The sequence below is a fragment of the Elusimicrobiota bacterium genome, assembly GCA_016706425.1.
Lineage (GTDB): Bacteria > Elusimicrobiota > Elusimicrobia > FEN-1173 > FEN-1173 > JADJJR01.
This window is the reverse complement of sequence record JADJJR010000001.1, coordinates 1,803,545-1,829,358: the sequence shown is the minus strand read 5'-3', so window position 1 is coordinate 1,829,358 and position 25,814 is coordinate 1,803,545. Positions and strand designations below refer to the sequence as shown.

Below are 25,814 nucleotides of genomic sequence, written 5' to 3'. Positions count from 1 at the left end.
AAGGGACGATTTTCGAATTTACTTTGCCGTTGGCGGGAGTTGGAGTGCAACCCAAATAAGAGGGGGCTTCGATGAAACGACTGATTGCGAGTGTTTTGGTGTTTGCCATGGGCCACAGCGCTTGGGCGGTGGGGGGCGGTGGGTTCGCCAACCAAATCGTCGGTACGCGCGCGATGGGAATGGGCAACGCTTTTGTGGCGGTGGCGGACGATCCGTCAGCGGTCTTCTTTAACCCGGCGGGTTTAACCAATGTGGACGGGACCAATTTTTCGATCGGGTTCGCCCCTCATATCCCTTCATTGGAGTATGAAAACGGGCCTGTGAAATCAAAAGTCGCCAATTACACGCCGGTGGTGCCGAATTTGTACGTGACAACCCGCTTGGCCGATTCTCCATGGGCCTTTGGTTTCGGTGTTTACACCCATTTCGGTTTAAAGGTGGTCTGGCCTTTTGACGGTCCCTTCAATTACGTGACCACCGAAAGTGATTTGATTTTGCCGCACTTCAATCCCACGGTTTCTTACAAGGTCAATGACAAATTGTCGGTGGGCGGCGGTCTCGTTTACGCCATGGCCAGCGCCGAACTCAAATCAGCCCTTCCGATCGATGGAATCAATATCGCCTTAGGGGGCGCGGCGACCGGGGCCGCCGATGGAGAACAAATCATGGATGGCGACGGCGACGGTTTTGGGGCAACGGCCGGCGTTCTGTACCGTCCCACGGAAAACCACTCCGTTGGGGTGACATGGCGGTCCGATCTGAAAGTGGATATTAAAGGCGATGTGTTAGCGAAAGGGTTTGTCAACGAGTCCCAGGCATTTTTCGGCGGCACATCCTATTCGACGGGGATCGAAACTTCCGTCACACTGCCCCCTTCTGTTATTCTGGGGTACGCTTACCGTAAAGGGAAGTTAACCTTTGCGCTTGATGGGGAGTGGATGGGTTTTTCCTCTTATCGCTCCACCGAAGTCGACTTGGAAAGCGGCTCCCTTTTGGCGGGTTTCGTTTCTCCCGAAACCCGTCACGAGTTCAAAGATGCCTGGTCCGTTGGAACTGGGGTCAATTATGTGTGGAATGACACCTGGCAAACGCGCATGGGTTACACCTACTACCCGAACATGTCTCCCGAAGCCAACTGGGACCCCAGCGTTCCGGACAGCTCTTCCAACGGGCTTCACATCGGGGGGACCTGGGCCAGGAAATCCCTCTCCTTGGATTTGTCCTACAGCCTGCTAAATTTCAATAAAGCCAGAATAAACAACACCGTGGGCAACAGCGTGGGAGTGACGGTCAACGGGACTTACGATGTTGCGGTTCAAATCATCTCAATGAATTTGAATTATCGAATATAAATACGATTCCCCCCGCCTTCGTTGAAGGCGGGGGGAATTTTCTTTTATGGCTTGGTCAATTCCACACCTGCGAGTGGAAGAGTGAATTGGAATAGAGTCCCATGTTCTCGATTGCTTTCAACTTGGAATTTCCCCCCCTGGGCCTCCACCACGGTTGAGGCGTTGTACAGACCCAGGCCGGCCAAACCCCGTTCGCCGGATTCGGCTCGTTTAAGGGATCCCCCGCGTTCGAACAAGTGGGGCAAAATATTTGAGGGAATCGGATCCCCTCCGGTGTTTCGGATAAAGCAATTTGCCTGGCTACCAACGACGGCGACCCCTATCTCCACCGACCCGCCTCGCGGCGTGTAACGGAAAGCGTTGTCGATCAAATTGTTGAACACCCGGTATTGGATCAGCCCCGCGTCGCACAAAACCCATACGTCTTCGGTTGACTCCAATTTCAGCGAAAAATCGACCCCTGCCACCTCCGCGAAATATCTGTACCGACCGACCAAGGATTTCAAGAGGGCCGTCATGTTCACCGCTTTCAACCGCATGGCCCCCGCGGTCTCCGGGCTGACCAAATCGGTGATTCGTTCCTCAACGAACTTTGCATCGGCCAGAACGGTGGATATCGTTTGGTAGAGTTCAGGGGTAAGAGGCCCCTGTTTCCCGGCGAGGGCCGCGTCCAGCAGCCGGAAGCTCCCCTTGGTGAAGGGGTGACGCAAATCGTGGGCCCATTCGGCGGTTTTCATTTGGCCAGCCAGAGTCACGAAAATCACCATAAGAGCGCCCTCCGCCCCCTTGACCAGGCTTTCGAGGGCCTTGATGTCTTCCTCGTTGAACGTGTCCTCTTGCTCGTATTGTTTCAGTCCCGCGCGGTAAAAATGGGCCAACACCGCCGCGTTCAAGGCGTTCTCTTCCGGAGGTATTAGAGCAAGCCCACGGCGCAGTTTCCCCAATAGCACGAGCGCCTCTGAGCGAAGGCCCATCGAGTCCGGTTGGGGAAGACCGGCCGCCCAGCCGGTTTGGCCGGCGAGACGGTTGAATCCCTCGGCAATCTCTTCAGCGGTCAAACGCAAGGCGTCGCCATCGGCGCCGAGCCCCAGCGCTTTGGACAGTTTGCCGTGTACGTAGCGGGCATTGGGGGTGTGGACGGGCGGAAAATCCAAATAATCCCGAATGATTTTGATTTCAAAATGAGAAGGCTTGAACACCGCCCCGCCGCGCTTGCGTTTGGCCCCCACCGAGACGAAACCGATTAATCGGTCTCCATTGAAAAAAGGCAGGCACAGGGCGGCGCCGATCAAACCCAAGGAACGGGCCACCGCCTCACGCTGGGTAGCCGGGACCTCGTGGTCGATATAATCCCGCTGGAGGACGGCCCGCGTGTTTCGGAGGTGCTCGACCATCGCGTCGCCCTCTTTGGGAGAGGCAAACACCAATCGGCCCAAATCGATGCCCACCGTCGATGAAGCCATGTACATTTGGTGGCCTTCGTCGAAGACGAAGACTCCCGCGTTGTCGACCTCCACCAGGCGGTTGATGGAATCAGCCAAGTTTCGCGCCCAATGTTTTACCGACGAAGATGTGGAAATCGCGCGTTGGAACCCCGGTAGCTCGTGAAGGTAGTCGTACCGCCCGCGGAATGGGGGGAGACGGTCCACAAAACGGCGGAACCAGCCGATCAATCTTTTTTCGCAAAGGGGGGCGATAAGGACGGCCCAGAAAAACCAAAAGATCACCCACGGTTTGGACGAGGACAACATGACGAGAAGTCCAAACGGTAAGGTCAACGTGACGGCGAAAAGGAGGTAGGTCGAGGCGTACCGAAAAACAAGGTTGATGTCCATTAGCTTGTAGCGGACGATCGCGTAGGCCAGGATCGTCAAGTAGACGGCTTCGAGTACGTAGTAGATGGGGGGGGCGTGCGGCATCATCAACGACCCGAAATACGACGCTCCGGCAAGAAAAGCGAAAAAAAGCCCAAGTGAAAAATATCGCAGCTGGTTCCTTTTGATGCCCGTCGCCTTGCGGTGCCCTTGGTAGAGCAGGTAGAGCCCGTGACCGAGATAACCGATGAAATAGAAAATCAACACGGGATACAAAGGGCCGGGAATTTCTTCAATACGGTCGTTGACGACACGGACATCTTTCAGCACCCAAGGCGTTAACATCACCGCCGCCATGAAGAGGGAGAGCGCCTTTAACCCACGCAACAGATTTTTTGGGGGGGTTGTTTCGGTGATTTCCAAACCGAGCAGATAGTAAAGGTAAATTACGGGAATGCCGGCGAGATAGGAAAGACGATCCACGTAGATTGCCGATGGGTGGCGGCTCATGGCAACCATGACCAGGTCCGCGCTGTTCCAAAGCGCCAAAGACAGGTTGGAGAAAGCAAAAAGACGGTTGAGTTTTCGGTGACTGTTGTTGAGATAAACCAGAACCGCAAGGCCCACGCACCCCAGGGCGACCACAATTCCCGAGGCGAGACGGAAGTCCAGGTGCGACATTTTAAATGAGTCCCAAACGCTTCCCCGCGGTCTTAAATGCGGCGACGGCGCGACCTAATTCTTCTTCGGTGTGGATTGCCATCGGCGATATGCGTATGCGTGAAAGCTCCCTAGGAACGGACGGACGTGACACAGCGTTTACAAAAACACCTGAATCATACAAAGCGTGCGTGAGTGCATAGGTCATCCGCTCGTTGCCGATGAGAATGGGGATGATGGCTGTTTCAACGTCCAAGGCATTGAAACCAATTGATTTTAATCCGTCCACGAGGAATCGTCGGTTGCGGTGCAACTTCTCGATCCATTGAGGTTCCGTTTCTAGAACCTCGATGGCCGCCAAAGCTGTGGCGCAAACCACGGGCGAGACGGCCGTCGAAAAAATAAATTGGCGGGAATGATGGCTCAAATGCTTGATCAAAGATTTTGAACCGCAAACCGCACCCGCCATGCTGCCCAACGACTTGCTGAAGGTCGCGATGGTGATGTCGACTTTCCCAGTCACCCCGAAGTGTTCCGCCGTTCCACGACCCGTTTTGCCCAAGACGCCGATGGCATGGGCGTCGTCCAGCATAACAACGGCGTTGTGTTTTTTGCCAAGCGCGACAATCACGTCAAGGGGAGCGATGTCCCCGTCCATGCTGAAAACCCCATCCGTAATAATGATTTTTGATTGTTCAAAAGGGTACTGTTTGAGTTTTTTTTCGAGGGAAACCATGTCGTTGTGGTGGTAAAAACGAACGATTCCTTTGGTCATGCGGCAACCGTCGATAATACTGGCGTGGTTCAGTTGGTCGTTAAAAACCACATCCCCGGGTTCAAGAAGAGCCGATAAAACGGAAAAATTGGTGACGTAACCTGTGGGGAAGAGAAGGGCGGCCTCCGTCCCTTTAAACTCGGCAATCTTTTCCTCCAGTCGTTGGTGGAGAGTGGTGTTTCCGCTCAAAACTCGAGCCCCACCGGCTCCTGTGCCGTAACGTTTTATCGCCCCCATGGCGGCTTCTTGGACCTTCGGGTGGTGGGTTAGGCCAAGGTAGTTGTTGGAGCCCAACATCAAGACTTTGCCGTTGTTTGTCTCTACTGTTCCCCCCGAAGACGAGTCGATGACCCGGGCGTATGCGTAATAAGCCCCCCAACGATCCAATCCAAAATTTTTAGCATAGGTGCGACTGACCACGTTCATGCGCCCCCGGCGGTTTCCGGCCCGGTTGTCCTGACCTGTTTTTGCGGCAATCTGACGGCGCTCTTTTAATGTCCGGCGGGGGAAGGGTACGTCCTTGGTTAATCGGTCAACCAGTAGGCGGTAGGAAGGGGCGTCCTTGCGATCAAGGACTGCGCAGCCAAACTCGAAGGGGGGTGTTTCGTTTGAGAGCTTTCGGTTCCAGACCACGCGAACGTCGAGTGTGACGGGATTTTCATTGGGGTATGACAACCGCAACGTTAACCCGGACCGAGTCGGGGGGTTTTTGTTGGATTTGAGTTTTAGGCCATTTAACGAGAAAGATGAGACCACTCCATGGGTGTTTTCTTCAAAAGGAAAAAAAACAGACATCGCTTGAACCGGATTGAAGCGTTCCGAGCTTCGTCTGTCATTCAGAGTGGCATTGGCCATGAACACCCCTCGGGGCGGCACCATTGCTTTAACTGTGCGCGCCATATGGTCGGACGATAAGATTCTACTCGCACTTCTTTCCCAGGTCAATCATTGCTTTCCGGACACTAGCGGTGGAATTCTGTCTGCCGGACTAGGTGGCGGGGACGGGTAACTGGTTCAACCAATTCTCTCTGGCTTTCCCCGCGTGTTGAAGAGGGGTAAACGCCCATCAGGGCGCACGTCGCGCAGGTGGCCCGCAAAAAGGGATATTTCAATAAAAGGGCTAAAACGGAAAGGCCATCAAAGGTCACTCTTCAGTCTCCACCATTCGGATGGTCCAAAGGTCGTCTGCCAAGTCGACGTTGGTGAGGTAGTCGTAGGGCATGTGGCAGTGGCCTTTGTCTCCCCAGCCGGGCCCCCAGGAGTTTCGGACAATGAACGCCTTTTTGGCGTTGTCATACCCCACCGCCAGCACCGCGTGGCCGCCGATCATGGATTCCTCTTTTTGCGGCATCGGGACAACGCCGGTTTTGGCCACTTCCTCAGACTCAAATGATTCATAGACGGAGAAACCGAACACGAAGGGATATCCGCTGGCCAGACAGCCTTGCATTTGTTTTAAGCTGTGGCTGATTCGTCGGTATGAGACCACCTGGTGATTAAGGGCTCTGGTGTAACAGCGTTCCGGCGGTTTTTTTGTGAACTTTTTAATGAGGTAGGGCCAGTCCCGTTCCGGGCATACCCCCTGTTTGACCACCGTTTTGATGCCATCGCGAATCATGGCGCCGGAATCCTCGTTCACCGTGCCGATGATCACCCGCTCGTTGTAATAGATGAACAGGCGGGAGGGAACAAAGTCCCGTTTCACTTTTTGTTTGATCTGGCCGAACTGATGGGCCGCTCCGATGGCGTTGGCGGTGCAACTGCCCAGGTCGCCCTGGTCGTAGACGGCGGGACATTTTTTGCGCAAATCAACTTTTTGGGGCAACGTGATGCGCGGGGCCGCGTATCGATAATCCCGGTCATCCGGCAGGTCGGGGATCCAGCCGTAACGTTGGATCTTGCGGGGTTTGGCCTTGATTGAGGTCGGGGAAAAACGATTAAAATTCATCGCCAGAGTAAAAGAATCATAATTTAAATTGTCTTGACTCTTCCCAAACATCGCTAATTTCGGAGATTAGGACTTTTTTATAAAAGATGTCGCGCTCCATTTGTTCTAAACCCAATTGGTCCGCGAGTGCAGGACTACATTCCGTGACCAAAATTGCTGAGTCTGCCTTTGATGACTCAACAAAAAAACGATGACCTTTGTATTTCGCGTAAGTGCTGATTTCTCGGGGATTTGAGAGGTCTTCTTTTTTTGCCTTAAGTGTAAAAATCCCCTCCGAATGTTTTGAAAACCCGATTGCCAAGTCAACCGGGTCCTCAGACACAAGTTCCAAACCCCCATCATTCAAATACACTAATCGAAATTCCTTGCCCCGAAATGTTGCGTAATAGTCATTCCTTAGCTTCATTTCAGCGCCTGATGAATTTAGATTTATTGACATCAAAAACAGCGTCTAGTTGTTCATTGCCGGCACGATCAATAATGTAGAGCTCAGCCCCATTCATAATTCGCGCGCCATCCTTTCCGATGATTTTAAACTCGGGCCGAATTTTTCCATTCCCCGTTGAAACGAATCCATTTCCAGTAAATGGATAGCCATTGATGTGGTTCCCGCCGAACTCTTTTGAAAACGGGACCTCAATTTTGTCGACGCTGGGTGTCTTAAATCGGATAACCCCAAGGTATCGATCGCTGACGTCGTTAAATTGGGACCCGTCGTAGTCCAACCGCAATGAATTGTACGTTTTCCTGAAATCCGTTAAATCAATGACATCTTCAGCGCGCATCACAAATCCCTTGATTCGTGTAAAGTCCCCATTTAAATATTTCTCCACCTGTCCATAGGGTATGACTTTTTGGAGGAGGGTGTCCTTTGTCGGCATGGGGACGGCCTCGCGGATGGCTTTTAGTTTGGGGATGACGGAGCGCGGCACGAGGATTGCCGGTTCGGCGAACCAGCGCTCGAACTCGTCCATCGTTAGGCCCTGCTTCTGGACCAAGGCCGGGGCGTCGGCCTCGAAGCCTTTTAGATGGCCGAGCCGCTCCCGGCTGTAGGAGCCTTTGAACTCCAGAGCGCCCGACACACGGCTTTTAAACTCCAAGGCCAGCTGCCGGGGGACGGGCAAGACCATCTCGGGACGTTCCGGCCCGTGGACGAGGATGATATTCCCGGAGGGGCTAATGTCGGCGTCGACGCCCATCTCCGGCGACCGCACGCGGAGGATCGGTTCCCCATCCAGGGTGGAGAGGGTGTCCATGCGGCCGGGGGAGTCCAGGACGGCGTCGAGGTAAACCGATTTATAGGCCTCCGACTGCGCTCGCGTGGGGGGCGCGCCGGTCGGGCCTTGGGCGACGAGATGGCCGATGGTGGAGAAATTGGCCGGGGCACCGTCGTTTAAGAGCGAGAACGAATGAAACTGGCCGGCGTGAAAGTGGGCTTCGACGCCCAATTCGGCGCTTTGGATGGTGAACCCCATGCCCTGGTCCGTTTTCCAGGGGGTGGACACGCGGTCGGGGGCGTCCATCAACCGTTTCAAGAGCCGCTTGCCGACGGCGTTGGCTTCGCGGAGGGTGAGGGACTCCCCCAGGGCGGTCGTGTTCATCACCCAGTCCCCGGCGGGGGAGAGGCGGCCCGGTTTGGCCGCCACGGAGCGGTCGAGCAGAAGCCCGTCCACAGGCATGGACATGGGTTCGCGGTATTCCGGAAAGCGGGGGCGGTTTGACTTGGCGGCGGGCTCGAAAGAGCGGCCGTGGCCGCCCATGGACAGGCAGAGGGAGAGGCCGAGGATGGCGAGGGCGCGGCGGGTCATCCTTCGCCAACACCGAGTTTGAATTCCTTCCCTCTGTAGACTGCTAAAAGGCCGTGACGATATTTCATCGGATCACAGCAGGCGGATGGAAGATTTTTTTTCCCAGACTTTTTCGAGGTCTTTTTCGTCGACCCATTTTTCGTAAACGCGCAGGTCAACCTGTTCCAGGCCCAATTCCTCAATGAATTTTCTAGTCCAATTCTCACCGCTGGATGAAATTAGGATCTTTTCTCCATCGACGGTTCTAATTCCAAATTCAAATCCTTTGTATAAAGCGAGGGTTCCAACGCTATAATAGCTTGAAAGGTCCTCTTTTTTGACTTCGAGAGAAAAAGTGTTTTCGTCGATCTGTTTAAAGCCGATTTGCAAATCGATAGGATCTTCAGAGTAAAGCGTGAGTTCATGCTCTTTGCCTACCCCAAGTTCGTATTCCTTCCCACGGTAGACAGCAAAAAGACCACGACGATATTTCATCGTATCTCCATAAACTTTTTTTTGTCTTTCCAATAGCGGCCTAAAAGTCTTTCATTGCCGAATCGGTCATAAATAAATATTTCGGCGCCATTGCTTATTTCCAAACTCTCCTTTTGGTTTACAAAAAACTCGGGCCTAATTTTCCCATTCCCGGTCGCAATGAATCCATTTCCGGTAAATGGGTAACCATTAACTTGGTCCCCACCAAATTCTTTTGAATATGGGATCTCAATTCTGTCTACGTTGGGTGTCTTGAACCGAATGACTCCCAGGAACTGATCGCTGACGTCATTGAACTGTGAGCCGTCGTAGTCCAGCCTCAAGGAATTGTACGTTTTCCTGAAATCTCCTAGATCAACAGCGTCTTCGGCGCGAAGAATAAATCCTCCAATGTCTCTATATTTCCCGCTAAGGTATTTCTCCACCTGCCCATAGGGGATCACCTTTTGCAAAAGGGTGTCCGGGGTGGGCATGGGGACGGCTTCTCGGATGGCCTTCAGTTTCGGGATGACGGAGCGCGGCACGAGGATTGCCGGTTCGGCGAACCAGCGCTCGAACTCGTCCATCGTTAGGCCCTGCTTCTGGACCAAGGCCGGGGCGTCGGCCTCGAAGCCTTTTAGATGGCCGAGCCGCTCCCGGCTGTAGGAGCCTTTGAACTCCAGTGCGCCCGACACACGGCTTTTAAACTCCAAGGCCAGCTTCCGGGGGACGGGCAAGACCAACTCGGGGCGATCCGGCCCGTGGACGAGGATGATATTCCCGGAGGGGCTGACGGCCACGTCGACGCCCATCTCCGGCGACCGCACGCGGAGGATCGGTTCCCCATCGAGGGGGACGAGCGCGTCCGTCCGGCCGGGGGAGTCCAAAACCGCGTCAAGATAAACCGTTTTATAGGCCTCCGACTGTGCCCGCGTGGGGGGAGCTCCGGTCGGGCCTTGGGCGACGACATGGCCGATGGAAGAGAGGTTGGCCGGGGCACCGTCGTTTAAGAGCGAGAACGAATGAAACTGGCCGGCGTGAAAGTGGGCTTCGACGCCCAGTTCGGCGCTTTGGATGGTGAACCCCATGCCCTGCTCCGTTTCCCAGGGAGACGACACGCGGTCGGGGGCGTCCATCAACCGTTTCAAGAGCCGCTTGCCGACGGCGTTGGCTTCGGGGATGGAGAGGGATTCTCCCAGGGCGGTCGTGTTCATCACCCAGTCCCCGGCGGGGGAGAGGCGGCCCGGTTTGGCCGCCACGGAGCGGTCGAGCAGAAGCCCGTCCACAGGCATGGACATGGGTTCGCGGTATTCCGGAAAGCGGGGGCGGTTTGACTTGGCGGCGGGCTCGAAAGAGCGGCCGTGGCCGCCCATGGACAGGCAGAGGGAGAGGCCGATGACGACGAGTGTGCGCGGGATCATCCGCCGTCCCTCGTCCGCCAGCCTTTGGTGTCTCTGAGCCTCACATGGCCGAGGCTCTCGGCGCGTTGGGCGTGTTGCAGCCCGGTTGCGTAGTCTTTGAGCCCATCCCGACCTTTCGCCAAAATGGCGCTGTTGGTGTAGGCCTCGGCGAGACCTGCGTAGCAGACGGCGCATTCCGGATAGAGGCGGACGGCGAATTCGCCGTAGGCGATGGCTGTGTCAAAATCCCCCCGATTTAAATGAGCCTTGGCGTTGTTGTAAAGCAGCAGCCCGGCGAACTCCCGATGGGATAGTGTTCTCATGTAAGCGGCCTCGGCCATGCCTTTGGCGCTGACGGAGCAGTTGTCGATGTAGTGGGCGTCGGTCTGGGCGATCCCCTGGCGGGAGGGGTCGATGTTCCAATACCGTTTGTCCGGGAGGGTATAACGGACAAAGATGTGGCCCGGCACCGCGACCGCGCGGACGGGGTAGCCGAGCCGCTGGGCCACGGCCAAATAAAGAGTCGCCAAATTGACGCAATTGCCGAGCTTTTTATCGAGCAGAAGGTTCAAAAAGGCGGGCTTGAGGATTTCGGGGGTGTCGGACACTCGGTCGAGGGCGAATTGGCCGGGTCGCAAGAGCGCGTCGTTGAGCGCGCCGACGCTGGCTTCCGGCGTGTCGAGGCCCATGGTCCGGGTGCGGGCCTCGGCCACGAGGGCGTTTATTTTGGAGTCATAGGCCGCGACATCAATGGCGGGAGAAAATTCCTTGCCCAATTCCAGAGCCAACAGGCCGAGGTCGATTTGGTTTTCGGCGAGGGACTCGATTTGCGAAAGGCGGCTTTCATTCATGGAAAAGCGCGTGCCTCGGCCAAGCGCCGCGAACGCCGCGACGGCGCAGGCCGCCGTTCCCACGGCGAGGAATTTCTTGACGTGTCGCACCATCAGATCGACCTTTAAACGGTGTTGGGGAGCGAAGCGTGTTGGGCAAAATGAACAATATATTTTAGTATTATTAATTATAATAAATATACATCAAAAACGATAATTAGTCAACGCCGACGAGGGGTGGGGGGAGGATAATTCGTTTTTTTGCGGAAGCATTCTTAAGGTATACTTTTCTATAGCTAGGATTTATTAATAATTTCTTGAGAGGTGGTTCCATGAAAAACCCGCTAATTTGGGTTGTGGAAGACAATGCGGAAATGCAAAAAACGTTGGAAGTCGTTTTTTCAAGGCTGGGATGTCAGGTGAAGGTCTTTGGCCTGGCCGAGGCCGCCCTCGAGCGATTGGAAAACGGAGAACGGCCGGACGTGATGATTTTGGATTTCCGCCTGCCCGGCATTAGCGGGCCCCAGTTGTTCCGAAAAATGGGGATGGATGAAACTACGCGATCTGTCCCCGTGGTGCCATTTACTTCCCATTGGGGAGGGAAAACGGTGTCGGACCTTGCCCGGGATTGGGAAAATGTGGCGACCTTGTCGATAACTCAGGCGATGGATGAATTGACGGTGGTGAAAAAACTTCCGGGGAATGATTTTTCCGTCCCGGAACAGCTGATTATGTCGGTGGCGAACGTTCTGAAATCGTCCCCCGCGGGCCTTCCGAAAAAATACGAAGCTGCCGTGCTTGACTTGGTCAACCGAGTGATGAAACACATCGGTTAAAGATTTTAATTCGGCTGTGGGGATTAGTTGATGGAATGGAACAACATCCGGTTGGTGATGGCTGGAGTCTCGGCTGGGGCTTCCATTATATTTGCTTTCCTTCTCTTTTATCGGGGTGGGGGGCGCCGCACCTCGATATTTTTTGGATTGTGTAATCTGTTTTTAGGGCTTTGGAATTTATGCGATGTCTTTGCAACTTTTGCCCCTAATCATTCAGTTACATTACTGATTGATCGGGTTTCTTTTTTCTGGGGTTTTCTGTTGATTGGGGTGTTTTTTAGGTTCTGTTGGGAATTTGTTGGCCCCTCTTTTGTGAGTTCCTTTGTACTTCGGTTGCACTCATTAATAACCATCGCGCTGTTGCCTCTGGTTTTTACACCATTGATTGTTAAGGATATTGTTGTTCGTCCGCGGTTCATGGAAGTACCAGGGCCTTTTTACTGGGTATTCGCGATTCATTTCTTGTCGACAATGTTTTACAGCCTTTTTTCTCTTCGGCGTCAGTGGTTGGTAGCGGAAGGGGATCAAAGAAATCGAATAAAGTACATGTTCTTTGCTTTTGTATTTGCTGCTTTGGCAGGAACACTGTATGTTCTGTCGACGTTTTCACCGAAAGTACCGCAAATCTACTACTTCTTTGAGATTGTTTATGTTTCTCTCGTTCCTGTAATAATTCTCCGCTCTCGAATGATGGATATCAATCTGGCTCTGAGGTACACCCTCGTTTATTTGGTGATGGGCTTCAGTTTGGGTTTGCCTTTAGCGGGGTTGGTGTGGATGCTTTCGGGAGAAGCCTTGGCGGCGGCCCTTGCTTTAGTGGCACCTGTGGCGGGATACTTCGCCATTCAAAACGTTTCGCCTTGGTTTATTGGGCTGGTGGATCGGTTGCCCATTTTTCAGGGGAAATACAACGGGTTGAGAAACCTGGAGCGCCAAGAGAGAAACGTGGCGCTGTCTGGAAATTTGGCCACGTGGGCCGAGCGGCTTTTGGAGGGGGCTTCCGCTTTGGTCAAACCCGAAACAGGTTTTGTGCTCGTCCGGGAAGAAGGGGACCGATCCTATTTGGTCAAGGCGGGAATGGGGTTGAACCCGGCCCGACGGGTGTTTTTATCGATCCCGTCCGACAGTCCCCTTGTGGCCCGGGGGCGGGAGGGGAAAATGATTTTGGCCGATTCGGTGGGCTTCGATAGCGATTCGACCGGGCTTGCGGAGGAGCTTAAATTCTTGGGCGCCGTGGCCGTGGTCCCCCTCATGCATCGGGAGACGGTGTACGCGTTCCTTTGCCTCGGGCCCAAGGTGGGCCGGGACATGCTCAACGATGTGGATCTGGCGGGGCTGTACGGGTTGGCGCGGTCGGCGGAGCTGACGTTGAACACGCTGTTGAGCGGCTCCAGGTCGGAAACGGAGAAGGAAGCCTGGGCGCACGATTTGCTTCGGCCGTTTGGGGGGAAGGGAAGTTTCCGCGGGTTGAGGGAGATTTCGAAAGACGACCGGCTGCCGGAAGACGTGCGGCGGGCGCTGGGGCGGATTCAGGCGGACGCGGAGTTCGTGGGCCGGAATTTGCGGCGGGTGGTGGACGGGGGGCCGGAGACGGCGGCGGCGGAGGGGATCGTGTCGATGGGGGCGATGTACCGTCGATTGGAGGGAAAATACGCCCCGCTGTTTCGTGAGTCCGGCGTGGACCTGGCGGTGGGGGGATTCGTCGATCACGGCGGCGTGCGTGGGGAGGAGGGGCTGATCGAGCGGCGGCTGTTGGACAATCTGTTGGAGAACGCCCTTCGGCACACCCCCCGTGGGGGGCGGGTGGAATTGGGCGGGCGGGTGGAGGGCGAAACGTTTTTGGGGTGGGTGAAAGACTCGGGGGCCGGGATCCCGGCGGAATTGAAAAACCGCCTTTTTGAGCCCGGGGCCCAGGGCGGGGACCGGTCCGGCTTGGCGGGGTTGGGGCTTTACAGTGCGAAAACAACTCTTGAATCCTTTGGCGGCAAGGTGTGGGTGGAAAGCGAACCGGGTCAAGGCGCGGCGTTTTATTTTTCTCTCCCGTTTATCCGGAGAACTGATTGAGAAACACCTTGGAGTGAAATGGAAAAAACCTTAACACCCATTTTTGTTTTCGCAGCGGGGTTGCTGTTGGCGTCCCGCGCGGCGCCGCGGTGGGCCCTCCGACGGCCCGCTTTGATGGGGGTGTTGGTGGCGGCATTGACCGCCTGGGGGCTGATCGCTCTGCGGGGCCTGCCGGTCGAATTGATGCCCAACGCCGCGTCCGAAACCGTCACGGTGTCCGTGGCGGTGCGCGGGGGCATGGCCCCCACGGATGTGGAAACCTTGATCGTCCGCCCCCTGGAATCCGCCCTGGGGGACCTGCCCCGCCTCAAATCCCTTTTTTCCAACGCCAAGAAAGACCGGGGCGCGGTCACGCTGGATTTCCACCCCGGCGTGGACATGAAGCGCGTCACGGCCGAAGTGCACGAACGGGTGGACCGCGCCCTGGCCCGCCTGCCTTCCGAAATTGAAAAGCCCGTCATCGCCCACTTCGAGGAAAACGACGCCCCCGTTTACATCGCCGCCATCACCAGCGAGCGTTTGTCTTCGGAGGAAGTGCGGCGTTTGGTGGACGAACGGATAAAAGACGCGCTGTTGCGCGCCCCCGGGGTAGCCAACGTGGAGGTGGGTGGCGGACGGGAAGGGAAGATCCTGGTGGAGTTGGACCGGGCGCGCCTGGTGGCCTACAGGTTGTCTCCCCACAAGGTCACGGCTCTCCTGGGGCGCCGCAACGTGGCGGTGCAGGTGGGCAGCGTGGAGAGCGCCACCCGGGTCGCGCCGGTGCGGGTGGCCGGGCGGTTCAAGGGGGTGGGGGACATCGGCAAAGTCGTGGTGGGCCGCGACGCCGGCGGCGGCACGATCCTTTTGGAAAACATCGCCGTGGTGCGGGACAGTTATCTAGAGCCGGAAAGCCTGTCGCGGTTGAACGGCCAAGCCGCCGTGTCCCTTTACATTCAAAAGGAATCCGGGGCAAACACCCTGCGCACGGTCCGCGAGGTGGAAAAAGCCCTGGACGCCGCCTGGCGCGCCCTGCCCGTGGACCGGGGCGGCCTCCGCCGGGTGGTGGTGAGCAACCAAGCCCAGGGGATTATGACGGCGGTGGTGGCGGTGCGGGTGTCGTTGGTGTGCGGCGTGCTCTTGATTTTGTTGGCGTTGTGTTTGTTTGAAAGCGAGCGGCGTTCGACCCAACGCGTCGCCGGGGGGGCGTTGGGGTTCTTGTTGGTTTTGATGGTGGGGGGGGCGCTGTTCAAAGTCGGGGACGCGCCCTTGGAGCCCCTCTATCTGATTCTATTGGCCGTTTTTCTTTTCACCGCTTTTTTTGATCCGGACGTCCGGCCTGGGCTCATCGTCGCCGGGAGCATGCCCCTTTCGGCCCTGTTTTGTTTTCTGCTTTTCCAGGCCTGCGGCATCACGTTGAACGTCATGAGCCTGTTCGGCTTGGCGTTGGGGATGGGCATGCTTGTGGACAACGCCACGGTGGTCTACGAAAACTTGACCCACAAAAATCTCGGGCCACCGGGCCCCGCCGCGCGCGAAAGGGCCCTCGCCGGAACGGAGGAAATGGTCACCCCTCTCATCGGTGCCACCATCACCAACGCCATCGTGTTCGTGCCGTTCTTGTTCCTCTCCAAAGACATTCAAGACATGTTTACCGATGTGGCGGCGGCGGTGGGCGCGTCGTTGTTTGCCTCCCTGGGCGTTTCATTGACGGTGGTGCCCCTGCTGACGGCGGGGATCCCCTTGCGGGGCGCGCCGCGTTGGCCGGCGGTATTAATTCGATGGGGTGAAAAAGCGGCGCGGGCCGGCGGTCGACTGGCGGGCGGGTGGGATTATTGCAAGGGAAAAGGGGCGAGTCTTGTTGCGGCGGCGCGCGGCCGGATTGAAAAGTGGGGGGAATGGGTCGCGGCGATGTGGCGAAGGCGACGGTCGCCGGCTTTGGAGAATTTGTTGCCTTTGGAATTGGCGGGCCTGTTTCTTTTGCTGTTTGGCGGCCTGTGGTGGGCCGGCGGCCGCGGCGGGGCGAAGGCGGTGTTCCTTGCGGCGGCGGTGGCGACCACGGCGGCGGGTTTTATGGCCCTGCGAAACTACGCCCGCCATTGGCCGTCGGTGTTGCGTCACCGCGGGGCGGTGCTGTCGGCGGCTCTTTTGCTCGCCGCCACATCGACCTTGGTCCTTTTTAAAGCGACGGAGCGGGACTTTCAGACCTCCGGCGCCCTGGACGAGTTCGTGGTTTTTGTTGAGCTCTCCAGCGGGGCGAAGTTGGACGTGTCCAACGCCGTGGTGGCCGACATTGAGGGTGTGCTTGCCCGCGATCCGGAGGTGGCCCCGGCGGTCCTCACGGCGGTGAGCCGCATCGAGGGCTGGTCCTCCAAGGTGTATGTCACCTTGGTCCACCGGGCGGAGCGTCGATGGACCACCGAGCAGGTGCGGGATCTGTTGCGGGAGAAATTGAAAAACGTCGGGCGGGACCGGGACGGAAACGCCTTCGTGCATTTTTCCAGCCCGCGGACCGGGCAGGAAATCGGCGTCCGGCTTTTGGGCCCCGACTACGCCGTCTTGGAAGAGTTGGCCCAGCGGGTGTCCTCGGAACTTGGGAAAATCAAAGGCCTGGCGGACGTGAAGATGCGCTACCGGCCCGGCCGGCCGGAGGTGTTGGCGGTGGTCGACCAGGAGCGGGCCGCCCGCGCCGGCCTTTCCACCGAGTCCGTCGCCGAAACGGCCCACGCCCTCATGCGCGGGTTGCGGGCCACCCTTTATCGATCGGGCGCGCGGCAGACGGAAACCATCGTGCGCCTGCGGCAGGAAGACCGGGCCAACCTGGACGCCCTGGCCGATCTGCCCGTTTTGACCCGCGGGGGCTCCGTTCGGCTCGGCGAGGTGGCCTCGCTTCGTATGTCCCAAATGCCCAACGAAATCTATCGGGAGAACAAAGAGCGGTTCATCGAGGTGACGGCCAACCGGGAGGGCCTGTCCCTGGGGCGGGCGGCGGAGGAGATTCAAAAGGCGCTGGATCGAATGGAGTTCCCGTTGGAATACCGGGCGGTGTTGGAGGGGGGCGTGCGCGACATGGCCCGGGCCCTGGCTCAACTCACGGGGGGCGTTCTGGTGATGGTGTTCTTGGTGTATTTGGTGTTGGTGGTGCTTTTTGAGTCCCTGCTGGAGCCCCTGGTGATCATGTCGACGGTGCCGTTGTGCCTGATCGGGGTGGCGGCGGGGTTGATCCTTTTTGGCATTCCGCTCACCACGGGGGTTTTGGTGGGGGTGATGATGTTGGCGGGGGTGGTGGTCAACAACGCGATCATGCTTTTGGACCACTTGAACGGCCGCACCGACCCCCGTCGCCCCCTGGGCGAGCGGTTGCTCGAGGCGGCCCGCTCGCGCATGCGCCCGATCTTTTTAACGGCGGGCAGCGCCGTCCTCGGCTTTTTGCCCATGATGCTCGACACCTCCGAGGCCGGCGCCCTCTGGCGGCCCCTGGCCGTGGCGATGGTCTTCGGTCTTTTGACGTCGACGGTGCTGACGCTGTTCGTGACCCCGGCCCTGACGTATTTTCTGTTGGAGGACCTGCCCCGCCGGTTGCGCGTTTTTTTTCCGGAGGCGAAAAAGCCGACGGCCCCCACCGAACCGGCGGTCGGATAAAAACGTTTTTGTTTTAAGTATTAACGTCTATTTACATCAAGTTTACAATTCCTTTCGTCCGCCTTCGGCTCCCTGTGGTATACTATCGCCCATCCATGAGAGCCTCATTTAAAATACTTTCATTTATTTGCTTGTTGTCCACCGCGGGGACGGCCCGGGCGGGGTATCGCCTCAGCCCGAGCACGCCGCCTTTTATCATGACCGACCTTTTTGGGTACTCCGGCGCCACCGAACAGGCCGCCTCCACGGTGAGTTGGCGTTTTACTTATACGTCGGGCTACATCGGGTCGCCTCAAATTTTGGGCAACGCTTCCGGTTACGTGCTCTCTCCGGGTTTGTGGGGCGGTTCGTCCCTGCGGAGCGCGGGGGCCGAATTCCTTTACCGTTTGAGTGAAACACCCCCCGCGTGGGCCTTGATCCCCGCCGGGGCCATGCGGACGGACTATATACCGGCCGCCAGCACCAGCCCGCTCACCAGCCCGATCCACGCGTCCCCGGCCGTGATACAGGCGGCGAGCAACAATTTGTCCGCGGCCGCGGCGGGCTACACCTTCCCGGTCGGGGGGATGATTTGGGAAATCTTCTTGGTGGACGCCACCGGCGCGCATCAAAACGGTTTGTTGGCAAAACCCGCGACGCTGACCCTGCCTTATATAGACAGCGACAATGACGGGATAATCGACGGGTCGCCGGCGGCGTCGCCGGTTCGTGTCGACACCCTGTCCATATGGTGGCTCGATGAATCGCGCGGCAATTGGGTGCGTCTGCCCGACCCGATGATCGACACGAACGAGAAAACCGTGAGCGCCGGGGTGAGCCATTTTTCTGTTTTTGCCGTGATGGGCGCGCCGGCCTTCAGCCCGAGCGAAACTTACCCCTACCCGATTCCTTGGCGGCCCACGGGGGGCAACGCGGGAACCGGCGCCGGACAGACCGGCACGCCGGCCGGCGGCATTACCTTTAAGAACCTGCCGAGCCTGTGCACCATCCGGATTTACACGGTGGCCGGGTCTTTGGTCAAAGAAATCAACCACACCTCGGGCGCCGCCACCGAAACCTGGGACGTGACCAGCGACGCCGGCGAACCCCTGGCCACGGGGGTTTACCTTTGGGTCGTGGAATCAAACGGATCCCGAAAATCGGGAAAATTGGCGGTGGTTCGATGAAACGCGTTCTCTTGGCGGCGGCTTTGCTGGTTTCGCCGGTTCTCTGGGCCGGGGACGGCAACACCGGGGCCGAATTTTTAAAAATCGGCGCTGGGGCACGGCCCGTGGCCATGGGCGACGCCCAGGTCGCCCTGGCTGAAGGCGCCCTGGCCGCCCTCTGGAACCCGGCCGGATTGGGCGGGTTGACGGCGAACGAAGTCCTTTTTTCCCACAACAAATGGCTCGACGACATCACCGACCAACGGTTTATCGCCGCCTTCGCCTTAAAAAACGTGGGCGCTGTCGCCTTGGCCTACGAGCGTTTGGCCCTTGGCGATATGCCGGGGTTTGACGCCCAAAGCAACCTCACCGGGTCTCTGAAGTCAGGCGACGATGTGATTTCCTTAGCCTGGGGCCGCAATCTTGTGGCGGGCGCCAGCGGGGGAAGCGGCCTGTTCTTGGGCGCGGGGGCCAAATCCATTAATGAAAAAATCGCCGGGGTATCTGCCTCGGCCTTCGCGGCGGATTTCGGCGTCATCGCCCGGCCCTGGGGGGCGGCCGCCCAACGAGCGCCCTGGTTGCGCCGGTCGTCGTTGGGGTTGGCCATCCGCCACCTGGGCCCCGGTTTGAAATTTGATTCGGAAACCACGCCGTTGCCGACAGAATACGTGTTCGGCGTCGGGCACAGCGTGCCACTCTCCGGGGATATCCTCACGGTGGGACTCGACTTCCACCAGGTGACCGGCGAGGACCTGTCGGTCGGGGCGGGCGCGGAATATTGGTTAAAAGGTCTTATGGCCCTTCGGGCCGGGTACCGCACCACCGAAACGGCCGGCGCCGGCCTGCGCGCCGGCATGGGTTTCCGTCTCCGCCAAATCCAAGTGGATTACGCTTGGTCCGCGGGCGGCGACGACCTCGACGCCGCCCACCGGCTTACCCTGGCGTACCGCTTCGGACCGGCGCCCGCCGTCCCGGGGGTCACGTCCGAGGTGTTCCAGGACTTGGTTGAGCGGGGGCGACGGCACATGGACCTGAAACTTTACGACCGGGCCATCCTGGATTTCAACGAAGCGCTTCAAATCAACCCCAACGACACCGGCGTCCAACAACTTTTACAGGAATGCGGCCGTTTGATGGAAGGCACCGGCGGACCGCAATAGCCATGGGTTGGGGCCGGGCGTTGTGGGGGATGGGGTTGGCGGTGGCCGCCCACGCGGGGCCGGCGGACGTTTCGCACGTCTTGCGTCAAGGGGGCCAGGCCGAAAAAAAAGGGGAGTACCGCCAAGCGGTGCTCGTCTATTTGTCGGCCCTTCGGGCCACGCCGGGCCACGCCGATTTAAGCCGGGCCCTTGACCGGTCGGCGCGCAAACTCAAAAAACAAACCGACGCCCTGCGCGCCGCCGACACCGCCCGCGTCGTCCGCGACGCGCGGATGAGCGTGGAGCGGCGCTACACCATCCAGGCCGACCAGCGCGCGCGTGTGGACCATGTTGCCAAGTTGATTTCCCAAGAGAGACTGTTGGAAGCCGCCGACGCCTTGAACCGTATTCTGGAAGAAGCCCCCGGCCTGGATGAGGCCGAAACCCAGCGTGCGCGATTGGATCGACGTTTCGCCGCCCGGGCCAAACGGCGCTTCCCGACCATTCAACACCAGGCGGTTTACGAGGGGCTGGCTTTTTACAACCGGGGGCAATGGTCGGAGTCGGCCCGATCCCTCCGATTGGCCCAAAGCGCCGGCCCTTGGCCGTCGGAGTTGGCCGTGGCCCGCGCCGAGGACACCCTGGCCTTGGCGGAGAAAAAAGAAGCCGCGGAATTGTGGCGGCGGGAACGGGCGGAGCTCTTGTCCGCCGCGCGTCTCGCCGAAAACGACGGCGATTTGAGGGCCGCGCGGAAGCGACTCGAAAAGATCCTCGCGCGGGACCCGGCGGATGCCGAAGCCATGGGCGCCCTGAAAAATCTGGGAAAAGTGACCACCGTTGTTGAAAAAGCGGTGCGCGAGGAAGCCCGCCAAAAAGAAGTCCCCAAACTGTTGTCCCGTGGGGTTTTGTTGACCGTGGGGGAGCGTTACACCGAAGCTTTGGAAATTTTTGGGCAGGTTTTGGAAATCGACCCCGCCAATCCCGAGGCGACCGAGCAGATCAACGAGATCAAGAGGATTATGGAAGGGCGAAAGCTTTATGTGCCCCCGGTGGTGGTTAAAACCTCGGCGGAGGACAAGTACCGCGAGGGGTTGCAGCTTTACGGGGCGGAGAAATACGCCGCGGCCCAGGCGGCCTTCGAAGAAGCCCTGCGGTTGGACCCCAAGCACACCGAGGCCCGCTTAGCCCTTCGACGGCTGAAAGAGAAAATGGATTAACGGAGGATTCCCCATGAAAAAATCCACTTTGTTGTTGACGTTGTTACTCGGTGGGGCCTTGTCGGCCGCCGTCCCGAACCGCATCACGTACCAAGGGCGGCTGTTCAAGTCGGGGGTGGCGGTGAGCGGGTCGAAATCGATCCGGCTGGCGCTGGTGCACCCGTCGACCTTTGTGGAATTGGAGTCGGAAGTGTTCAATGTGACGTTGCCGGCGACGGGGGAGTTTACGATTGTGTGGGACGCGACGCTGGATCCGGGGTTTGACTGGCGGGGGGTGAACCCGCAGTTGAAGATTTCGGTGGATGGGGAGGCGCTGAGCCCGAACGAGTTGTTGGGGGTGAGCCCGTACAGTTTTGTGGCGCGGAAGGTGGACGTGGGGGGCGTGGACACGGCGGCTTTGGCGGACGGTGCGGTGACGAACACAAAAGTGGCGGTGGGGGTGGAGGCGGCGAAGATCTTGGTGTCGACGAGCCCCGGGAACACGTATTTGAGCGATTGGCGGCACCCGGTGAGCAAGGACAAGATCGACGCGTCGAAGATCGAAGGGACGATCCCGACGATTCCGAGCGCGCACGGGGCGAGCCACGCGGGGGGGGGGAGCGACGCGCTGGCAAACTTGTCGCGGACGCAGGTGGCGGGGACGGCGTTGGTGGCGAACTCGACGTTTACGCAGGTGCTGCAGGCGGTGAGCGTGAGCACGGCGGCGTTGGCGTTGAAGGGGTTGGCGGGGAGCGCGAGTAAAATAATCCAGATATATGATTCCGGGGTGTTGGGGAACACGGGGAGCGTGCCCCAAGAGCAGGCGTGGTTTGACAAAGACGCGAACTTGGTGACGAACAAAGGGATCACGGCGGGGAGCGGGGGGTTCACAAGCCTGACGGCGACGACAGGAACGGTGTCGTTGATGTCGGTGGCGACGATGACGGCGACGGGGGCCTCGACATTTAATCGAATCACGGCCTCCAGCGTGACCGTGGCCGGACCCTTGAACGTCACGGGATCGACGGTGCTGGGGAATTTTACGGCGGCTTCGGGGACTATCACGAATTTGACGGTGGGCAGTGCCACCATAGCAGGTTCCGCCACGGCGGGATCGATAACAACCGCAAATCTAACGGTAACGAATACCATCACGGCCCCTATTTTGGCCGCCCCATACCCGATGATGATCGTGGCGGATGTTAAACCTTCCGGAACAGAGGGCGGCCAGTTTGCAAGCGGCGCCTGGAGGGTTCGGACTTTAAATACTGTTTCATTCAATTCGATAAGCGGGGCCTCCCTCTCTGCGGACACAGTCACATTGCCTGCCGGAACCTATAAGATTTCTTGGCGCGCTCCGGCATTTCGTGTGTATCGGCATCAGACGGTTTGGCGTAATATTACCGATTCTGTGGACGCCATAATTGGAAGTAGCGCTTACGCCGATAATGTAAATAACGGTGGCGATAATTCCGAAGGTGTCGGGATTTTTAATATTCCTTCAACAAAATCTTTCCAATTGTGGCACCAAAGTCAAGTCACCTACAATATTAACGGTCTTGGAGTGTCCTCCGCCTTTGGGCTTACATCGATTTATTCCCAGGTGTTTATTGAAAAATTGAATTAAGGATTGTATGGATTTGAAAAAAGTACTGCCATTAATTCTTTCATTGTTTTTGACGTCCGTTGGCGCCGAAGAGAAATCGACAACGGGTTTGTCGGTATTGATCGAAAAAGCCCTTACCGACAACGCCGCGTTGATGTTGGCTCAGGATGAATTGGGGATCGCTCGAGCCCGGCAGCGGGTGGCCACCATGGCTGTGTTGCCCGCTTTGACCGGAAAACTTGATGAAAGTCGCGGTAAAGCCGACAACAGCGGTGATGAAAACCAGGATTTTCTCGAGCGCTCCTACGGACTTCAAGCCACTCAAACCCTCTTTTCCGGGGGAAAAGTATGGGGCACCCGCCGACAGTCGGTTTTCGCCACGGAAATCGCCAATCTGCAATTGGAAAAACAACGGCTGGACGTCCGCCACGCGGTGACCGAGGCCTATTGGCGGGTGGCTGCTCTGCAGCGCGCGCTGGCTATCCACAAAGCCAATCACAAAACCCTTCAAGAGGATTTGGAAAAAGCGGTGAGGCACGAGTTGAGCGAAGCCCGCACGGCCCGCATTGAGCTGTTGTCCACCCGCGCGCAGAACCGGGAAAGCGAAACCGCCATCGCGGAGTTGGAGGAAGATCTGATGGAGGCGCGCGTGGCCTTGCTGGACGCCATGGGCCAAAGGGTTCCCATGGATTTCGCCGTGCCCGAGGAATTGCCGACCGGACAGGCCGCGGTGGATGAAGGCGATGCCCTGCGCGTGGCCAAGTCGAACCGCCCCGACATTCGAATCGCCGATCGGATGATCGAGTCCGCCCGGGTGGGGCGCGCCATCGGGCGTAGCGGTTTGTTCCCCAAAGTCGATCTCAACGGCTTTTACGGCCGGTCTGGGGCGGCTTTTGTGCAGAGCGAAAGTCTTTCCTACAAAAAAGATTGGAACGCCGGGGTTAGTGTGGGCTGGGCCCTGGGGGGGAACACGGCAAAATTCTCCGCCTACCAAGAGCAGACCAGCCCCAAATTGGGGGAATCGAGCCGGACCAAAACCAACAGCAACAGCGCCAGCATTTCCTTGGGCGACGCGTTGACGACGGGCGTGACCAACCGGGAGAGCCGCAAATCGTTTCACGAAGAAGAATGGCGCTACGAAAAAGCGCGCCGGGATTTGGAAACCGACGTGCGCTTGGCTGTCCAGCGGGTGACGGCGGCCACCCGTCGGCGCGAGGCCGCCCGCTCGAAGGCCGAGGAGGCCCAGCAAGAATTGAAAGATTCCCGCGCACTCCTGCAGGACGATCGGGCGCACCTGGGCGACTACGCCGCCGCCAAAAACCGCGTGGCCTTCGCCCACGCGGCCCACGCCCAGGCCCAGGCGCAATATTTGATCGCCGTGTCGGCCCTGAACCGCGCCGTCGGTGTCGCCGATCAATACCGGGTTGAACCTTAGTCAGAGGGCTAAAATGCGTAAACTTTTTATCATTCCAATTTCTCTGGTTGCGGCGGGCATGCTTTTTGCCACGGTGCCGAACCGGATTACATATCAAGGGCGGCTATTTAAATCGGGGGTGGCGGTGAGCGGGCCGAAGTCGATCCGCTTGGCTCTGGTGCACCCCTCGACATTGGTGGAGTTGGAATCGGAAGTGTTTAACGTGACGTTGCCGGCGACGGGGGAGTTCACGATCGTTTGGGACGCGACGCTGGACGCGGGGTTTGATTGGCGTGGGGTAAACCCGCAGTTGAAGATTTCGGTGGACGGGGAGGCGTTGAGCCCGAACGAACTGTTGGGGGTGAGCCCGTACAGTTTTGTGGCGAGGACAGTGGACGTGGGTGGGGTGGACACGGCGGCGTTGGCGGACGGGGCGGTGACGAACGCGAAAGTGGCGGTGGGGATAGCCGGCTCGAAAATATTAATAACTACAAACACCTATCTCTCTGATTGGCGCCATCCTACGCAACTAGATAAAGTGGACGCAACAAAAATTTATCCACCTTTGGCCACAGACTCGATCATATTTTCTTCCCCCAGCGTGGCCCAATTTATTCAGGCGTCTCAGCCGGTGACTCCCCTTACCATCAAAGGCAAATCGGGCGTGGTGGGAACTGTGCCGGTTTTTGACGTTCGGGACAATTCGGATGAACTGCGCTTTCGGGTGAGAGGTGCCGGCGAGCAATTTCTGAGCGGTCCAGTGGGATTGGGAACCGAAACCCCCGGGGCCCCCTTGGATATCGTTTCTTCGAGTGCGTCGGTGGTGCTTCGGAACACCCAGGCACCGGAGGCCTCTCGAACATGGCAAGTGGCGGTCAATAATCTCGGGAGAATGAATATTCAGGCCACGAACGCTGCGCTTAGCTCCCCCGTTTCGGCATTGGCTCTTTCAAGGGATGGGTTGGTGGATATCCCCACCGCGCGGATCAGTTCTTCGACAATTCAAAACCTAACATCCACCAACCTCGTCACGCAAAACCTGAATTCAGTAAATCTGGTTGCGCAAAGTTTGACCGCCACCTCGCTGGGTTTTGGGACTGTGACGGCATCTTCCTTAACGGTGCAAAACATTTCGGCAGGCACTTCAACCATTCAAAATTTGTCATCAACAAATTTGACTGCGTCTTCAGCAACGATTGGTCAGTTAATTTCAACAAACCTTAATGCATCCATCGCGAACATCGGAAATGCAAAAATTAATTCTTTTGGGGCTCCGGTTTCGGGTGGATTGACGGTTGATTCTCTAACAGTGAACAATGTGGTTAACTTACCGGCGGTGGCGGCCCGTGTAGACGGTTCTTCGAATTTGTCAATTCCCACTTCACCAACCCTAGTCACTTTTCCCAATGAGTCATTTGATACATCCAATTTTTTCAATCTTTCATCCCCAGGGCGTCTTGTCGCCCCCCGTAATGGGGTTTATTTAGTTAGTTTCGAAATACGAGGGACGAATATTGGAGATTGTATCCTAAAGAAAAATGGAACAGAGATTGAGCGAATCACGCCGGTATCTGGAACAGTGGTTAAAAACCCTTCCGCCATTGAATTGAAACAAAACGATTATCTTGAGTTGTTTGCGAATCGTTCGGGTTTTGGTGGCGGTACTGTAACGACGAGATCTTTTCAAATAATATTATTGGGAATTCTGCCGTAATGCGCTCTCTTTGGTTCAATAACTTCGTTCCCAATTACTAAA

The 25,814-nt window shown here is 57.6% G+C and carries 19 protein-coding genes; 10 read left to right on the top strand and 9 right to left on the bottom strand.

The annotated features are described in order from the left end of the window. Positions 1 to 71 precede the first annotated feature (71 nt). Positions 72 to 1,352: an outer membrane protein transport protein gene (locus IPI56_07560; protein ID MBK7545581.1), complete on the top strand. Its 1,281-nt coding sequence runs from the start codon at positions 72 to 74 to the stop codon at positions 1,350 to 1,352. Positions 1,353 to 1,396: 44 nt separating this feature from the next. Here the strand turns inward: IPI56_07560 and IPI56_07555 are convergent, their stop codons facing one another. The 8 genes from IPI56_07555 to IPI56_07520 all read right to left on the bottom strand — a co-directional run bounded on the left by IPI56_07555 (position 1,397) and on the right by IPI56_07520 (position 11,154). Next, on the bottom strand, positions 1,397 to 3,847 hold the full coding sequence (locus tag IPI56_07555; GenBank protein ID MBK7545580.1) for a hypothetical protein: 2,451 nt from the start codon (positions 3,845 to 3,847) through the stop codon (positions 1,397 to 1,399). A 1-nt stretch (position 3,848) separates the two neighbouring features. Next, positions 3,849 to 5,501: an aminotransferase class I/II-fold pyridoxal phosphate-dependent enzyme gene (locus IPI56_07550; protein ID MBK7545579.1), complete on the bottom strand. Its 1,653-nt coding sequence runs from the start codon at positions 5,499 to 5,501 to the stop codon at positions 3,849 to 3,851. Positions 5,502 to 5,745: 244 nt separating this feature from the next. Then, the gene (locus tag IPI56_07545; protein MBK7545578.1) at positions 5,746 to 6,549 is read right to left on the bottom strand and encodes a C1 family peptidase; all 804 of its coding nucleotides are present in this window, start codon (positions 6,547 to 6,549) and stop codon (positions 5,746 to 5,748) included. Positions 6,550 to 6,565: 16 nt separating this feature from the next. Next, positions 6,566 to 6,955, bottom strand: coding sequence for a hypothetical protein (locus IPI56_07540; GenBank protein ID MBK7545577.1), 390 nt, complete (start codon positions 6,953 to 6,955; stop codon positions 6,566 to 6,568). A gap of 1 nt (position 6,956) precedes the next feature. Next, the gene (locus IPI56_07535) at positions 6,957 to 8,357 is read right to left on the bottom strand and encodes a hypothetical protein (GenBank protein MBK7545576.1); all 1,401 of its coding nucleotides are present in this window, start codon (positions 8,355 to 8,357) and stop codon (positions 6,957 to 6,959) included. 72 nt (positions 8,358 to 8,429) lie between these two features. Continuing rightward, a complete protein-coding gene (locus tag IPI56_07530) occupies positions 8,430 to 8,831 on the bottom strand; it encodes a hypothetical protein (GenBank protein MBK7545575.1) in 402 nt (133 codons plus the stop codon). Next, positions 8,828 to 10,231, bottom strand: a complete 1,404-nt coding sequence (locus IPI56_07525; protein MBK7545574.1) for a hypothetical protein — start codon at positions 10,229 to 10,231, stop codon at positions 8,828 to 8,830. The genes IPI56_07530 and IPI56_07525 overlap by 4 nt, the downstream gene beginning before the upstream one ends. After that, on the bottom strand, positions 10,228 to 11,154 hold the full coding sequence (locus IPI56_07520) for a hypothetical protein (protein MBK7545573.1): 927 nt from the start codon (positions 11,152 to 11,154) through the stop codon (positions 10,228 to 10,230). The genes IPI56_07525 and IPI56_07520 overlap by 4 nt, the downstream gene beginning before the upstream one ends. A 260-nt stretch (positions 11,155 to 11,414) precedes the next feature. Here IPI56_07520 and IPI56_07515 point away from each other — a divergent pair, with 260 nt between their 5' ends. From IPI56_07515 to IPI56_07490, 6 genes are all read left to right on the top strand, one after another. Next, on the top strand, positions 11,415 to 11,876 hold the full coding sequence (locus IPI56_07515; GenBank protein ID MBK7545572.1) for a response regulator: 462 nt from the start codon (positions 11,415 to 11,417) through the stop codon (positions 11,874 to 11,876). A gap of 27 nt (positions 11,877 to 11,903) precedes the next feature. After that, positions 11,904 to 13,940, top strand: coding sequence for a hypothetical protein (locus IPI56_07510; protein MBK7545571.1), 2,037 nt, complete (start codon positions 11,904 to 11,906; stop codon positions 13,938 to 13,940). Positions 13,941 to 13,958: 18 nt separating this feature from the next. Further along, entirely contained in the window at positions 13,959 to 17,558 is a 3,600-nt protein-coding gene (locus IPI56_07505) for an efflux RND transporter permease subunit (protein ID MBK7545570.1), read from the top strand. Positions 17,559 to 17,755: 197 nt separating this feature from the next. Further along, positions 17,756 to 18,724, top strand: a complete 969-nt coding sequence (locus IPI56_07500; GenBank protein ID MBK7545569.1) for a hypothetical protein — start codon at positions 17,756 to 17,758, stop codon at positions 18,722 to 18,724. Further along, the gene (locus tag IPI56_07495) at positions 18,721 to 19,863 is read left to right on the top strand and encodes a PorV/PorQ family protein (GenBank protein MBK7545568.1); all 1,143 of its coding nucleotides are present in this window, start codon (positions 18,721 to 18,723) and stop codon (positions 19,861 to 19,863) included. Before IPI56_07500 ends, IPI56_07495 begins: the two co-directional genes overlap by 4 nt. Beyond that, positions 19,824 to 21,059 (top strand): tetratricopeptide repeat protein, encoded by a 1,236-nt coding sequence (locus IPI56_07490; GenBank protein ID MBK7545567.1) that lies wholly within the window; start codon positions 19,824 to 19,826, stop codon positions 21,057 to 21,059. The genes IPI56_07495 and IPI56_07490 overlap by 40 nt, the downstream gene beginning before the upstream one ends. On the opposite strand, the gene IPI56_07485 is transcribed toward IPI56_07490, so the two are convergent. Beyond that, entirely contained in the window at positions 21,024 to 22,145 is a 1,122-nt protein-coding gene (locus tag IPI56_07485) for a hypothetical protein (GenBank protein MBK7545566.1), read from the bottom strand. The two genes, IPI56_07490 and IPI56_07485, sit on opposite strands and share 36 nt — an antisense overlap. A gap of 58 nt (positions 22,146 to 22,203) precedes the next feature. Here IPI56_07485 and IPI56_07480 point away from each other — a divergent pair, with 58 nt between their 5' ends. Genes IPI56_07480 through IPI56_07470 form a run of 3 tightly spaced genes read left to right on the top strand, consistent with a single transcriptional unit; the run spans position 22,204 to position 25,772 of the window. After that, complete coding sequence (locus IPI56_07480; GenBank protein ID MBK7545565.1) at positions 22,204 to 22,665, top strand: hypothetical protein; 462 nt, start codon at positions 22,204 to 22,206, stop codon at positions 22,663 to 22,665. A gap of 49 nt (positions 22,666 to 22,714) precedes the next feature. Further along, positions 22,715 to 24,079: a TolC family protein gene (locus IPI56_07475; protein MBK7545564.1), complete on the top strand. Its 1,365-nt coding sequence runs from the start codon at positions 22,715 to 22,717 to the stop codon at positions 24,077 to 24,079. Positions 24,080 to 24,092: 13 nt separating this feature from the next. Further along, entirely contained in the window at positions 24,093 to 25,772 is a 1,680-nt protein-coding gene (locus tag IPI56_07470; GenBank protein ID MBK7545563.1) for a hypothetical protein, read from the top strand. The last annotated feature ends 42 nt before the right edge of the window (positions 25,773 to 25,814 follow it).